This window comes from Koromonas humicola, from assembly GCF_059726255.1.
Genome location: NZ_AP040873.1, coordinates 3,518,396 through 3,532,920, shown reverse-complemented (window position 1 = coordinate 3,532,920; position 14,525 = coordinate 3,518,396). Strand labels below are relative to the sequence as shown.

The 14,525-nt window shown below is 54.9% G+C and carries 10 protein-coding genes and 1 tRNA gene; 6 read left to right on the top strand and 5 right to left on the bottom strand.

What is annotated here, in order from left to right:
* Window positions 1-60: 60 nt before the first annotated feature.
* On the top strand, window positions 61-1,308 hold the full coding sequence (locus AC6IZD_RS15500) for a universal stress protein (protein ID WP_497784307.1): 1,248 nt from the start codon (window positions 61-63) through the stop codon (window positions 1,306-1,308).
* A 12-nt stretch (window positions 1,309-1,320) separates the two neighbouring features.
* On the top strand, window positions 1,321-2,364 hold the full coding sequence (gene selD / locus AC6IZD_RS15495) for a selenide, water dikinase SelD (protein WP_497784305.1): 1,044 nt from the start codon (window positions 1,321-1,323) through the stop codon (window positions 2,362-2,364).
* A 57-nt stretch (window positions 2,365-2,421) separates the two neighbouring features.
* Here the strand turns inward: selD and AC6IZD_RS15490 are convergent, their stop codons facing one another.
* The 3 genes from AC6IZD_RS15490 to AC6IZD_RS15480 form a co-directional block, all read right to left on the bottom strand.
* Window positions 2,422-2,694: a hypothetical protein gene (locus AC6IZD_RS15490; RefSeq protein WP_497784303.1), complete on the bottom strand. Its 273-nt coding sequence runs from the start codon at window positions 2,692-2,694 to the stop codon at window positions 2,422-2,424.
* A 20-nt stretch (window positions 2,695-2,714) separates the two neighbouring features.
* The gene (locus tag AC6IZD_RS15485; RefSeq protein WP_497784301.1) at window positions 2,715-6,275 is read right to left on the bottom strand and encodes a BadF/BadG/BcrA/BcrD ATPase family protein; all 3,561 of its coding nucleotides are present in this window, start codon (window positions 6,273-6,275) and stop codon (window positions 2,715-2,717) included.
* A gap of 64 nt (window positions 6,276-6,339) precedes the next feature.
* Window positions 6,340-8,139, bottom strand: a complete 1,800-nt coding sequence (locus AC6IZD_RS15480) for a hypothetical protein (protein ID WP_497784299.1) — start codon at window positions 8,137-8,139, stop codon at window positions 6,340-6,342.
* 273 nt (window positions 8,140-8,412) lie between these two features.
* Between AC6IZD_RS15480 and AC6IZD_RS15475 the strand changes: the two genes are divergently transcribed.
* From AC6IZD_RS15475 to AC6IZD_RS15460, 4 genes are all read left to right on the top strand, one after another.
* A tRNA-Sec gene (locus AC6IZD_RS15475) sits at window positions 8,413-8,511 on the top strand.
* Between the two features lie 74 nt (window positions 8,512-8,585).
* On the top strand, window positions 8,586-10,481 hold the full coding sequence (selB, locus tag AC6IZD_RS15470) for a selenocysteine-specific translation elongation factor (protein ID WP_497784298.1): 1,896 nt from the start codon (window positions 8,586-8,588) through the stop codon (window positions 10,479-10,481).
* 241 nt (window positions 10,482-10,722) lie between these two features.
* Window positions 10,723-10,902: a hypothetical protein gene (locus AC6IZD_RS15465; RefSeq protein WP_497784297.1), complete on the top strand. Its 180-nt coding sequence runs from the start codon at window positions 10,723-10,725 to the stop codon at window positions 10,900-10,902.
* 246 nt (window positions 10,903-11,148) lie between these two features.
* The gene (locus AC6IZD_RS15460; RefSeq protein ID WP_497784295.1) at window positions 11,149-11,943 is read left to right on the top strand and encodes a heme-binding protein; all 795 of its coding nucleotides are present in this window, start codon (window positions 11,149-11,151) and stop codon (window positions 11,941-11,943) included.
* Between the two features lie 24 nt (window positions 11,944-11,967).
* Here the strand turns inward: AC6IZD_RS15460 and selA are convergent, their stop codons facing one another.
* Together selA and nrfD are read right to left on the bottom strand one after the other, a co-directional pair.
* The gene (gene selA, locus AC6IZD_RS15455) at window positions 11,968-13,398 is read right to left on the bottom strand and encodes an L-seryl-tRNA(Sec) selenium transferase (RefSeq protein WP_497784294.1); all 1,431 of its coding nucleotides are present in this window, start codon (window positions 13,396-13,398) and stop codon (window positions 11,968-11,970) included.
* Window positions 13,399-13,506: 108 nt separating this feature from the next.
* Window positions 13,507-14,523 carry an NrfD/PsrC family molybdoenzyme membrane anchor subunit gene (gene nrfD / locus AC6IZD_RS15450; RefSeq protein ID WP_497784292.1) on the bottom strand — a complete coding sequence of 339 codons (1,017 nt, stop codon included), beginning with the start codon at window positions 14,521-14,523 and terminating at the stop codon, window positions 13,507-13,509.
* Between the last annotated feature and the right edge of the window lie 2 nt (window positions 14,524-14,525).

The following is a 14,525-nucleotide window of genomic DNA, read 5'->3' as shown; positions in this document are numbered from 1 at the left end:
CACACGGAGCGGCGTTGAGTTTACGACAAACCCCGACCTTGTGCACGGACGGAGGGGCACATGCTCAAGATCGACATCCACAACGAAGAAGACTTGGCTACGTTCGTCTTGAGCGGCGAGCTGATCGGCAATGACGTAGACGAGATGCGTTGCTACTACAGGGTCTTGTCCGTGCTGATGCAGAAGAAGTCTGTCATCCTGAATCTCGCAAAGCTCTGTCTGCTTGATGATGCTGGCGCCGATCTTATAACCGAGATCGTGCAAAGCGGAGCAGAGATCATCACCGGCACTCCGCCGTCACCGCACAGCTTGGCACAAGTTCTTAGCCATGTTCCGCGAGTGCCAAGGAGTGATATTCCGGTGGGCGACCCAGCGCCTCAGACGTTGTCGCTTAACACTATCCTCTATCCGACTGATCTGTCCCCGTGTTCTGACGCAGTCCTGCCGTATGTCTACAAGCTTGCACAACTGCACCACGCCCAGGTGCTCATGGCACACGTCCTGACACCAGATGGATACAAGGACCTGCCTCTAGACGTCAGAGATAGAGTGCTGCAGGCAGCCGAGCAAAGCGTGCGCGATCAACTGATTGAATCCGCGAATTCCTCGTGCCTGAAGGAAGTCGCACACGAGGTCTTTGCTGACCACGGTTATGTCTGGCCGGTTCTTTCTGATCTCATCGAGAGGAAGCAGGTCGATCTGGTTGCAATCGGAACACATGGGCGGCGTGGGCTTAACAAAATAATTTGGGGATCTGTCGCCGAAGAGATTTTCAGACTTTCAGAGTGTCCTGTGCTCACGGTCGGTCCACGCTCTATCAAAGCCGTAGTCGAAAATGTCGAATTCGCCAACATCCTCGTCGCAACTGATTTCTCTCCTGAGTCGCTGAATGCACTCCGATACGCCCTGTATCTCACTCACCAAAACCAGAGCAAGTTAACGCTGTTGCATGTCTTGCAGGAAATGAAATCAGAGCCGCTCACGGCGAGGATCATGGAGGCGGAATTTGTCACCGAAGGCCTCAACCATGTGCACATGCCGTCCCGTCCAGAGGAACGCCTGCAGTATGCAGTTGAATTCGGTGCGGCCGACTCGTGCATCGTCCGAGCAGCCGAGGAGCGGCACGCCGATCTGATCGTGTTGGGACTCTGCCACAAGCACGCTCAACTTGGTCCGGTTGGCACTCATCAATTAGGGGCGACTGCCTACGGAGTGATCTCTGACGCTCCTTGTCCGGTTATCACCGTGCGCGGCTTTCGCGTGCAGGACAGGCCCCGCGATGAGGTAGCCTTACAATACGTCCCGTAGTACGATCTAGCGATGGCGCAAGAGAAGCGAGTCCGACTGACGGAGACGGTCAAGGCCGCAGGTTGAGCGAGCAAGCTAAGTCCGGCGGTGCTGGACTCGGTGCTTGGGAAATTAGCCCGGCAAGATAACCCGAATGTTCTGGTTGGCTTCGACAAAGCCGACGATGCCGGAGTGTATCTCCTCACTCCTGACCTCGCGCTCGTGCAAACGGTGGACTTCTTCACGCCCATTGTCGACGATCCCTACACCTTCGGACAGATTGCAGCCACTAATGCTTTGAGCGATGTGTATGCGATGGGCGGAAAGCCTATCTCATCACTTGCAATGGTTTGCTTCCCCGAGAAGGAAGATTCCGGAATCCTTGAGCAGATACTTGCTGGCGGCCTCAGTAAGATGGTCGAAGCTGAATGCGCCGTGATTGGCGGCCACAGCATTCGCGATCCGGAGATCAAGTTCGGCTACTCCGTCACTGGAACCATCAATCCTCGATGTCTGCTCACAAACTCCGGCGCACGTCCTGGTGACAAGCTAATCTTCACCAAGGGATTGGGGACCGGAGTAATCTCAACCGCTATCAAGCGCGGAGAGGCACTTCCTGAGTGGATCGCCGCGGCGACAGCGGCCATGACGACACTCAACAAACGAACCTCAGAGATTGCTCTTCAGTACGACGTTCATGGCATGACCGATGTCACCGGATTCGGACTGCTCGGACACGCTCGCGAACTGGCCTTGGGTAGCGATGCGAGTCTTCGCATCGTTGCTTCTGCAGTGCCGTTGCTTCCCGGTGCTTTGGAGTGCGTTGAGCGCGGCTTCGTTCCCGGCGGCCTGAGGAACAATCGTGAGTTTGCAAGTGGCTGCGTGCAAGGCGATTCCGTACCTGAGCACCTGGAGTCGCTTCTCTACGACCCGCAAACGGCAGGGGGCCTGCTCATCGCTCTCGGAGCAACTGATGCGGATTCTCTTGTCAGCGCTCTCCGCTCTGAACAGATCAATGCATCCAACATCGGAGATGTGTTGTCCAAGACGAAGCCGCTGATCCGAGTCGAGCAGTGATCAGCGAATCTCAGTCATCTTAGGAGATGAGAACCTGCATGCAAGCGCCGTCGCACGCTAAACGCAGACTCCTCCTAGCTCGGATTCGAGTTGCTCGTCAGTGAGCGCTTCACCAGCGTTCAATCGGATCAGAACTTGAGTAACCACTGACTTCGCATGCTCACTGTCGCGGTGCAGCAAGTAGCCCGAAAACACATGCCGTCCGTTCATCGCGTCCGAGAGCGCATCTTCTTTTTCGTGCTCGCCAAGTTCGGTGAAGTAAACGACTCGATACTCCCCGTCCTGGCGCTCACGAAAGATTTCGAACATGATCTTCTTGCCGTCAAGCATAGTCAAGCTCCGCTGTATCGTTATGCTGCAATCTGCTGCATCTTTGCGCGAAGGAGCACCTCGAGGTTTGCTAACTGCTGGTCCACTTCCTGCAACGCCACTTGGCGCTTGAGAATGTCTTCGCGATAGCGCTTCAGGAAATAGTCAATTGTCTCAACGCGGATCTTGATGGAGCCCGTGGGCTTGTTCTCATCAAGGTCTTTGAATGAGAAGTACGGAGTTCCGGAGTTCTCGATGATTTGTTCAATTGCCGTGTAGATCGGCGCATCGTGGCCACACTTGAAGCTTGAGACTTCAAGGGCGACCAAGTTCGGGTGGCGTGCAGTGAACTTTGCGGCCCAGATCTTGTGATTTGTACTTGCCGAGTAGGCATTCTTCCAAACGTCACTTATATCGAGCGCGTGCTTGATCCTGCCTGTGGCGACGTCTTCGGCGAACAACCTGCCTAAGAGATCATCATCGAGAGGCAGGAAGCTTTGCGAAAAAATTGGGTACCCGAGCTTCTGGAATTCGTCCATGATCTCGTGATTCACCCCGGGATCGTGGTGATAGACGCGGCCAAGCATTACGATTCCGATGCGATTGTCACGTTCCAATTCGTCTAAGGTTTGGCGGGCCCGACTGCGCATGGAAGAATCGAAATCTTGCTGAATTCGGAAACCGGTGTCGATCGCGCGTTCATTCTCGTCCTCAGACACTCCGAGTACATGACTCCAAGCACGAAACATTTGCAGGCCAAACAGTTTGCGGTCCGCCAGATTCAGAATCGGATCGAGATACTGAATTCCGTTCTCCGCAAAGAGATCGCCTTCCTTCGTGAACGCCGCCTTTACCGCGTTAGGAGTAGCGGTAACCGTAGGACACGCATTCGATCCCGTGCAAACCTTCAACGTCGTCGTGAGCACATCGATCATGGGAAAGAAGATGGCGTCCAATGGCTTCTTCGCGTGCTTCGCGTAAATCAAGTTGTAGATGTGCGGGATCCCTATTTTTGAGGGGAAGCATGGATCCACCGCTCCGCGGTTCGCTCCGGCTTTATACATTTCGCGATTCGTGAAATCCGAATAGACGATGTTCTCTCCTGGGACCCCGAGAGCTTCGAGGTATCCGCTGAAGAGCGGTGCGTAGGAATACATGTTGAGTACGCGAGGCATCCCGATGCGAATGGTCTTGCGCTTTTCCATTAGTTCGAGACGGCGCTTGCCGGCAGCGGAGGTCCAGGGGCGAACAGTAGGAATGGGGTCGGCAACCGATGCCGGATTGCGTGCTTTCCAGACTTCGCGGGAAGCGATCTCGACGTAGTTTGGGTTGGCGTTCTTTACTGCTTCCAGTCCGGCCTTGATACCACGCATGGCATTCACGTCTTCGACCTGCCCCTTCTCGCAAGTCGAAATGATCAGACGTCGTTCGCCCGCCTGAAGCGGAACCTTGGATTTGAAGACCGCCAGAGGATTATCGCTCGCTTGAACGGAATCCACATGCACGTCAATGAATGTGCGCAGGCAATTATTCTTGCAGAAATAACAACGAGTGTCTTCGTTGCGAGTCGTGCGATAGGCGATCTTCTGCACGGCGTCCACGCCGATGAACTCGGTGCGATGGCCGTTGTTGTAGAGTCGCATCGCTTCAACGGCAGCACCTATCGCACCCGATTCTCCACAGTGCTCATGCACAATCACGTCAGGCTCACCCTGTCCGTGAAAATGAGATTTCACAAAATCGACTTCAGCTTTCACTGCGGCAAGATTTTTTTGCGTGCCGCCTTGCAGGATGAAGCGCGAACCCAGCTTCGATAGATTCGGAATAGCGGCGACGTATAGGAAGATGTTCTTCGGAAGCACTGCCGCCAAGCCTGCGAGAATCTCTTTTGGCTGCCATCCCTGGCGCTGAAAATTCACGATATCTGACTGCATGAAGACTGCGCAGCCATATCCGAAAAGAGGCATTGTCTCAGCCGAGAACGCGATGTCGGCATACTTCTCAACTTCTATGCCAAGCGACTCTGCAGTGGACTGCAGGAAGTAGCCATTGCCGGCGGAACATTGAGTGTTGAGTTTGAAGTCCTTTACGCGGCCATCTTTCAGAACGATTAACTTGATGTCCTGTCCGCCTACATCGACGATGCAGTCTGGATGCTCATAGAAGCGCATCGCAGACTCTGTGTGGGCAACGGTCTCGACCAGAGCAACATCGGCGCGGAGAACGTCCTTCAAAACGTCCTTTGCATAGCCAGTGGTGCCAACTCCAAGTACATTGAGGGTTGCGCCTTGTGCCTCTACCTGCTCGCGGAGAGCAAAGAACATATCGACTGTGTCCTGGATGGGATTGCCGTTTGAGAGTTGATAGGCCTTGCAGCGCATATTGCCTGATTCGTCGATCAGCACTGCTTTGGTTGACGTCGAGCCACCATCCACTCCGACGAATCCGCGAACGACCGAGCCGGGTTCGAACTGCTCCGGTGTGAACTTCTTTACTGCGTAACGGCGTTTGAAGTCCGCAAGTTCTTCTTCGGAGTCGCTTAGCCCTTCTGCTCCTGAAGCCGCCTTCTCTTGCTCGCGCCCGACCTGGATGTAATCTTCGAGACATTCAGTGCCGCGATAAACTCCGATTTCGAGTTCTTCGTCTTTACCGAATTCAACTGCACCGAGCGCAGCGAAGTATTGCGCGTTCTGTGGAACCTTGATGAGATCTTCCGGTTTAGCTCCTTCGGGTAACTCGACCTTTCGTTCTTCCCACATTCGGGGGATGTTCTGTTGCCAGGCTTCGCGCATGCCGCGAATGAAACTGTTGGGACCTCCGAGGAGCAGAACGTGTGGGCGAAGTGTGTGCCCCCTGGTCAGCACGCTGAGGTTCTGCAATACAATGGCGTCGAACAATGACGCCATGAGTTGATCAGGTGGAATGCCTTGTTTCTGCAATCCGTTTATGTCCGTCTCGGCGAAGACACCACACTTTCCAGCGACAGGATGCAACTTGACGCCGTGGTAGCCCTGATCGCAAAGCTCATCTACCGGGATCTTCAGCTTTGCGTTGATCTTGTCGATCACCGCACCAGTTCCGCCTGCGCACTTGTCGTTCATCGACGGAATCTTCTTCTTGCGCCCGGTGCTCTCATCTTCTTTGAAGACGATGATCTTGGCATCCTGGCCGCCGAGTTCGATGACGGAGTTCACTTCAGGGTGTAGCTTCTCAACGGCCAAGGACACTGCCGTCACTTCCTGGACGAACTTCCCGCCGACGAGATTTGCAAGTGAACCGCCGCCAGAGCCGGTGACGAATATGCGGGTATTGCCGGGCGCAATTCCGATTTCGCTCTGCATTCGCAACAAGAATTCGAGAACCTTTTCAGGTTGCTTCGTTTCGTGCCGCTGGTAGTCCTGCCAGAGTATGGCATCGGTAGAAGGGTCTACCACTACGGCTTTCACCGTCGTGGAGCCCACATCCAAGCCGACGAAATACGAGATGTTTCCGGAAGGTTGTGGCTTGGTGATAAGGCGCGGTTCCGCCGCACTTTTGCGCGGACTACTTACGAGCGAATCAAGTGCAACGTCAATGCCCTTTGGCCTGTGCTCGTGGCTCATGAAGATTCCCCACTCTTAAAGGCACGCCGACTCTGCGGCGGGGTTTGCATCGCGTCAAATAGAACTATGCTGCGACAGGACGTGATACCGGCCAGATTCGGGGGTGGCTGCGCATCAGGTCGCCCACGTGGAGGACAAAGTTGGCTGCCTCGCCTGTGATTCCGTGACGGTGTGGCACGTGATAGAAGACGTTACGCAGCTTCGGATTTTCATCCACATACTCTCGAATGTCTTCTAGCCTTTGGCCTGACTTCGCAAGCGCTTCCTCGAAACCCAGGCGTGCCTTGACCTTTGCTTCTCCAAGAGCCATCTGCACTCGGCTGTGCGCATTGATCTCGCCTTCGCCGGAGGTTTCGATTGGGAGGAAGATCATTTCTTTGTAGCGGTTCGCGACCGCTGATTGCACGGCGTCCGACTGAGTTGAGGGCATGCAGCCGAACGGCTTGAGCGCGAGCACCATATGGCACAGGCGATTGGTTGTGTAGTATACATTCTTGCCGACTTCAAGGTGTCCTTCGCCGCCACGGGCAAATTGGTTGTAGAACGGATTGGCCAACTCAGCCAGCTCCTTCTGCGGAACCAACTGATGCGCAAGTCCGCCTAGCCCTTCTATTACTCGCCTATATTGACGATCGTAAATCCGTTCACCAACCGTCATCATCAGCCACTTCTTGCGGAAGCTGAGCTCATTTGCAAGATGCTTCTTTGCCTCGTACCAGCGAACGTTCCTGTAGGGCGCATCGATGGCGCGCCGGAAGCGGGCGCGCTCTTTCACCTGGTACATCATGTACATCACCCAAGTGCCAATCGGCTCGACAAGAACTTGCGCGCCTTCACGCTCAAGGAACGCAAACATGTTGAAGTTTCCGTCACCTTCCGTGATTTGTGCCCAGAACTCGCCAATGATTTTCACGACGGGCTTCACGCGCAAACGGTCCACTTCGATAGTTTCTAATTGCTCGCGAACTTCCCGCATTGCGTCCTTGTATGGCTCGCCATAGAGGTGCTCCCAAACTTTCCCGAGAGAATTCATGGTCCTGTACCATTTCGCATCCTTCTTTTGATCCAGGTGATTTCTCATGATCGGGCTCCGCTCCGCAAACTCGTACGGCGGACGCTCGCGGAGCATAGTGCAGAGGGTATCCATCGCGTCCCCAAACACCTTGTCCGTTTTTCCTTTTTCTACCTCGTAAGGGCGAATGCGATATGCCATCTCGTTCATGATGTCGCCGAGGTTTAGCGAATTGAACATCCCCATCCCGAAGTCGACGGAAAACTTCAGTCCTGCTTCTCCCGAGGCGGCCTTCACCCCGTCGTCCTGCTGGAAGAGCAGTACGCGGAAGCCGTCGAACCCAGCATTCTGTAAAGCCAGGCGATACTCAGACTCATACATTCCGAATCGACAGGGGCCACACGAACCGGCGGTGAAGAAGACGTAGTTGTCGATGATTTCCTGTCGAGATTTCCCGGTCGACTCGAGAAACTTCAGATACTGCACGAGATTGCCGACAGTGAAGTATGTAGGATTGCACTGTCCGTTATTGCCATACTCCTTGCCCTGTTGGAACGCAGAGACATTCGGAACAGGAAGGATTTCGCACTTGTACCCGCTGCCGTGGAACACTGCCTGGATCACCTTCTCGTGTTTCCATGTGAGGCCACCGAAGAGGATGGTGACCTTGTTGCGCTCGTCGCCCGTGAACGGCCTCTCTGCTGGTCTCGCAAAATGCGCGGAGGGACCTGATGACAAGCCTCGCTCGTGAAGCAAGCGCTCGCGCTCGGCGGCAATCAACTGGAAGATTTCTTCTTCGGATCGGGGGCGTAGGTTTTCGATGGAAACGTCGACACGAGATGTATTGGCCATTTCGCACTCCTCTACTGGATCGCACCGTCTGCGATGGAATGAGCTATGGTTGGCCAGCCCCTCGGTGATGACTGAGGGCAGTTCGGGATACGGCATTTGACTGAGTACGTCTGTGAGCGGTTGCTTGAGATTTCGAATAAAACAAAAGACGATGCAACAATGGTCAGCAACAGAGTTTCTCTTCAAAGATGTTTCTGTAGCGGGACAAGCTACGTGCGTTGCTCGGTAAGTTCGTGGGACGTTACAATTGCGACTTCGGTCCTTGAGTCTCAAGGAAGCGAGTAGTGTCCGGTGATGCTCCCGGTCTTCAAAACCGGTGAGAGGCAGGTCCACCCTGTCTCTGGTGTGTTCGACTCACACGCGCTTCCGCCATTTCTTCACCCTCCCAAAGATGCTGAGACAACTCAAGCTTGTGAAGGCGCGGGACTTTGGCATAACTTAAGCTCATGAAGTCTGTGATTGTCGGCACTGCCGGCCACATCGACCATGGCAAGACCGCGCTCGTGCGTGCCTTAACGGGCATCGATACTGATCGCCTTGAAGAAGAGAAGCGACGCGGCATCACGATCGATCTGGGCTTCGCGCACATGGCTCTGCCTACGCCCGAAGCAAGCGTGCGCGTCGGATTCGTGGACGTCCCTGGGCACGAGCGATTCGTCAGGAACATGCTTGCAGGTGTTGGCGGGATCGACATCCTGATGTTCGTTATTTCTGCCGAAGACTCGATCAAGCCGCAGACTCGCGAACACTTCGATATCTGTCGCCTGCTGAAGGTTTCACACGGAATTACGGTGCTGACTAAGGCCGATCTAGTGGACGAGGAGACACTGCAAGTGGTCCGCATGGAGGTCGAAGAGTTTGTGCGCGGATCGTTTTTGGATGTGACGCGCGCTCCCATGATTGCCGTCAGTGCGAAGACCGGGCACGGGCTTGAAGACCTGAAGCAGGAACTTGCACGAGTCGCAATGGAGACGGCTCAAAAAGATGCGCATGCACCGTTTCGACTGCCGATTGACCGCGTGTTCAGTATGAAGGGCTTCGGAACTGTTGTTACCGGAACAACGATTTCTGGCCAACTGCGAAAGGAACAGGAAGTTGAGCTTCTCCCTGTGGGCAGCAGAATTCGTGTTCGCGGACTGCAGGTTCATGGAGCGGAGTCAGAGAGTGCCCTTGCCGGACAGCGCACGGCGCTGAACATCGCCGGTGTCGCGCAAGATCAGGTGCAGCGCGGAATGGTACTGGCCCAGCCAGGACTGCTACGCCCATCGTGCAGACTTGATGTGCAACTTACATTGTTAAACGGTGTAAGCCCACTGAAGAACCATGCCGAAGTTCATCTGCACCTGTACACAATGGAGACGATTGCCAGAGTCTCGTTGTATGAGGACGATGAGGTTTCTCCCGGTACAACAGCGTGGGCGCAACTTCGGACTGCATCTCCGGTCGCGTGCGCGCCCGGAGATCGTTTCATCGTGCGTCAGTTTTCACCGGTCATTACCATCGGCGGTGGCACAATTGTGGATGTGAATCCGATGCGGCGCATCAGTATCGAAGCTCGCATGAAGATGCTCGATCAGCTCAGCAAGGCTGATGACGTTCACAAATTGCAGGTGTTGGTGGCTCGCCGCGAACGGCGTGGTTTGCTGATGCATGACGCAACTTATGAAACGGGTTGGAGCGCTGATCGGTTGAGGCAAGCGCTGGAAAAGGTCCCTCGTGCCGAGGTAATCCGGTTTAAGGAAGTGTTGATTTCAGCTCAAGTGTTTCAGCAGATCTCGGCCGAAATCGTTGGTATGGTTCAGAACTTCCACGTGCAGAATCCTCTTGCTGCTGGCATAAGCAAGGGAGAGTTGCTGGAGAAGAGCAAGTTGGAGCCAAAGGTTTTCGCCGGAGTCTTTGAGCACCTGCTTGCGGTCAAGAAGCTGTCCGCAACTGGAGAGCAGGTGAGCCTGGCTGGGCATCGTGTGCAGATGAAGGACGAAGAGGCCGCATCGAAGCAGAAGATTGAGCAGGCGTTTGCGAGCGCGGGACTGAAAGTTCCGTCGCTAAAAGAAGTTCTGGCTGGTCTGAAAATTGATTCCACGCGGGCAAGGACAATCGTGACAATGCTGCTGCGAGACAAAGTGCTGATCAAGGTGAATGAGGATCTCGTCTTTCACAGCAAAGCCCTGGACGAATTGAAGAAGACTGTATCGGCACTTAGACCGCAGTCGCCGAAGATCGATGTATCTCGATTTAAGGACGTTGCCGGAGTTTCTCGCAAATACGCCATTCCATTGCTTGAATATCTCGATCGAGAGCACGTCACGCGTCGCACGGGGGATGAACGAATCATCTTGTAGTCGTTTAGTCCCATAAACATAATCACAATGATCGATGCCTGCTGTCACTGAAATGGCGTAGTGACATGCGCGTAATGGGGTGGAGCGCTAGAGTGCGGTTGGCTCGAACGCCTGAACGCGGTACTTTCGAAAGGGGGAAACGGTGGACGCTATAGTTGGGAGGCCGAAACTTTCGAAACCAAAACAGCGAAATGGGGTAGCTCGCCTATGAAGTGAACTCGGTGGAAAGGAGGTTGCTGCCATGAAACTCTCCATCGAAATACTGGCCATCATCCTCTTGGCCATCCCCGTCGCGTTGTTCGTGATTTTCAATCTTCCAGGACTTGGAATAGTCGCAGCGCTGGTTCTGATTGCGCTTCCTTTGTTCCTCCATCAACAGAAGGAACATCGGAATGACACGCATCACCCGCTTCCTCACTAATGGTTGGTGAGGGATTGAGCCGCTGTGCTGGAAGATGGATTAGGAATAGGCGCTCGGGCGCTCTGCAGATTGAGAGTGGGCGGGGCGCCCTAGCTGTACAGAGGTGCCGCTTCCATTGATCGCAGGTGCCGTGATTTAGGGAACAGAGTGCATAATCTCCATATTCCCGCACAATGTTGATGCGTTCTCGAAGCAACACGGGTTACGGCGAGACATTCATAAGGCTTCATGACGAAGTTGAGCCTTATGAAATCGGATAGCATCTGCCGGGTCGCTCTCTTGCTTGGAGCCTTGTCTTTTTTCCATCTGCCCTTTGCGTCGGCGCAGTCGAAGGCGTCGGGCTGCGAGGAACTGCCCGATCATGACAGTCTGCGTTCAGTTGTGCAGAGTGTGGCGAAGCAGGGGCAGAAGGGAAACGGTGGAATGGGAAATCAGGAATGGGCCAGCATCGTGAATCGCAACGGTGTGGTCTGCGCCGTTGTGTTCAGCGGCAACCAAGCCAGCGATCAATGGCCCGGAAGTCGGTTGATCTCCGCCGAGAAGGCAAACACGGCCAACGCGCTAAGTGGGCCAAACTTCGGCCTGTCCACGGCAAATCTGTACTATCCCGCACAACCAGGAAAAAGCCTCTACAGCCTCGCAACCAGTGCACCTCCGAATCCCAACGCGATCTTCGGCGATCCCAACAGCTACGGACAGAGCAATGATCCGATGGTTGGGAAACAGATCGGCGGAATTATCGTCTTTGGAGGAGGTCTTCCGCTCTACAACAGTCAGGGAAAGATGGTGGGAGGGTTGGGACTCAGCGGAGATACTTCGTGCGCCGATCATGTGATTGCCTGGAAAGTGCGGCATCAACTTAAACTCGACGCTGTACCTCGAGGCGTCACACCGGATCAAAATGACAATATGATTCTCGACATCCAGCAAGATGGTTCCAGTCCGAGCGGATTTGGCCATCCGGGATGCAAAGGCGGACTGCCGTCCGAGTCAATCATCAAGAGTCTTTCAAAGGATTTCCCGACTGGACCGAAGAAATAAAGCCGTTGCAGAGTTGCAGGATGACTAGTGATTCACGGAGGCCGGTGAACGCAGGCTCTCCAGAGCTTGTGCCAATAGCTTCGCTAGAAGTCGATCGTCATCAGGGTTGACGGTACGCAAATCGAGCAGCACACGTTCATCTTCAATTCTGGCGACAACTGGCGTTTCTTGATTTCGCAACCTGCTTGCCAGCTCTGTTGCATTTACGAGCGCTGGTCGGATTGATACAGCAAAACTTGGAAGCGATTTTTCCGGAGCGGCACCTCCGCCAATCATGGTGCGCGTCGGGCACACAGAAGCTGACGGTATGTCCGTCGCCAGCGCTTCACATCGTTCGCGGATCGTTTCCGAAGGGATAGATAGCATTTGCAGCACTGGTACTTGCTCGTGTTGCTCGCGCAGGTAAGCCGCAAGCGTAGCCTCCAGAGCCGCGTAACACATCTTGTCAACGCGAAGCGCGCGAAATAGCGGGTGCTTGCGCATTCTAGTTATCAACTCAAGCTCACCAATGGCTATACCTGCCTGCGGACCTCCAAGCAGTTTGTCGCCGCTGAACGTCACGAGCGAAACTCCGCTACGCAAGGACGAGTACACGTCGGGCTCACTTGGAATTCCGTACTGCGCGAGATCGACCAAGGCTCCGGAGCCGAGGTCTTCCATCAGGGCAATTTTGTGCTGCCGTGCAAGATCTGCAAGCTCTTGCAGGGATGGCTGTTCGGTGAAGCCAACGATCTCGAAGTTGGAGCGATGAACGCGAAGCAGAAGTCGAGTGTTCTCGTTGATCGCGGACTTGTAATCCTCTATGCGAGTGCGATTCGTAGTGCCGACTTCCCGTAGCACAGCTCCTGACTGGGTCATTATGTCAGGGATTCGGAAAGAGCCACCGATCTCTACGAGTTCTCCGCGTGAGATGACGACCTCGCCGCCTGACGCGAGCGATGACAAGGCCAACAATACTGCTGCCGCGTTATTGTTCACTACGAGCGTGGATTTCTGATGAACGCCCTCGCGGGCCAGCAGTTGCGAAAATAAGTGCTGTGCGTGCTGGTCGCGATGGCCTCTTTCGCCTTTGTCCAAGTGGAATTCAAGATTGCTGTAGCCGCCGGCTACTTCGACCATTCGCGCTATAGCTTCAGCGGATAGAGGTGCACGTCCGAGATTGGTATGAATCACGATCCCGCTGGCGTTGATGACACGGCGAAGGGAGGGCGCTGTTGAGCGAGTCAGCTTCGCCGCCACTTCAATGGGCAGCGTAGCGATTGCCGCATCAAGTTTCGAGTCCCCTAGAACACCTTTCGAAATCTGGGATCGCAAGTTTTCAAGTTCAGTGCGGAGCTGTTGGACTACTGTGGTCCGACCGAATTTGGGCACAAGAGGCGCGACCTGCGTGGACCGGAGCAGTTCATCGACCGATGGAAGGCGCTTGTAGATGTCGGGATTCGAAGGTGTGGTCACGTTGTGAGCAACTGTCGCATCTTCGCGGTCGTCCGCGCGTGCATCGGTTCAGTATGCTGCGGAGGCTATGCTTTCTGCAAGATCGCAGTGCGAGGTTGCTGACCAGGATTAAGGCTTCCAACTTCCCCGCCTGGCGTTTTGGTCGGCTAGGCCGCGATCCTGCGATGACTCTGGCCCGGCGTGGGTGATTGCCCACTTCAGGGTCAAGCTGCCAACCAAGGTCATGATGGAGCTGGCAATTCGGGCCACTCGCGATTTTCGGCGACGGAGAATTGTGGGCACGATCATTCCGAGTGCGACGGCGCCCAACCAAAAGAGCTTAGATTGACCTCCTGAAACAAGCGGCTTGGCTGCGCTCTTGGCTGTGGCGAGATATGCGCCCAGGCATACACCCTCCGCAACAACACTGGCGTTCTCCATTTTAATCACATGCCTGATCGCCAACTCGTCGCCGGTGAATTCGCCCACCAACGACATAGCGGCGGCAGCGCTGCCTACGGAACTTGCTGCGATGAGCGGTCCGAGATAAGGCGCGTGGGCCCACACAGGGATACTGGTGCTTTCAAGCAGGACACCAGGATAACTGAGCATGGTGAGCGCTGCGGGCAATCCCATGACGCTTGCAAAACGCTCGGGAATGAGCTCCAGAAACCTGGAAAGGTACGGAATGTGGGGCAGCTTGTGTGCAAGTCCGTGTGCGGCGCGAAGAGTGGTGAACACAGCATAGCTGGTGAGTGCCCACGTGCCAAGATTCATGGGCGAGCGCGGCTTGAACACTCGCAGCATGTGATGGAATCGCTCAGGGCGTCCAAGATCGAGAATGAGAAGACCCGGCGCGGGCATCATGGCAAAGAGCGCTAGCAGGCGGCCGTAGCCGATTGTGTCGCGATGGCGCTTTAGGCCGACGAGGTCGGCGACGGTGCCGAGCGTATAGATCCCAGCGCTAACCCCTTCGACAAAGAAGTAGAACGAAATCTCCCAACCCCAAACAGGCCGTTTCAGGATGGGGACGTCCTCGTAGCCGCGAGTAGCGTCGTTGCGGGGCTTAACGTTGCGGACTAACTCCAGCGTCGGAGTGATCTTCTCAAACTGCTCGGGTTGCGGAAGTAATCCTCGATCAGCCACGT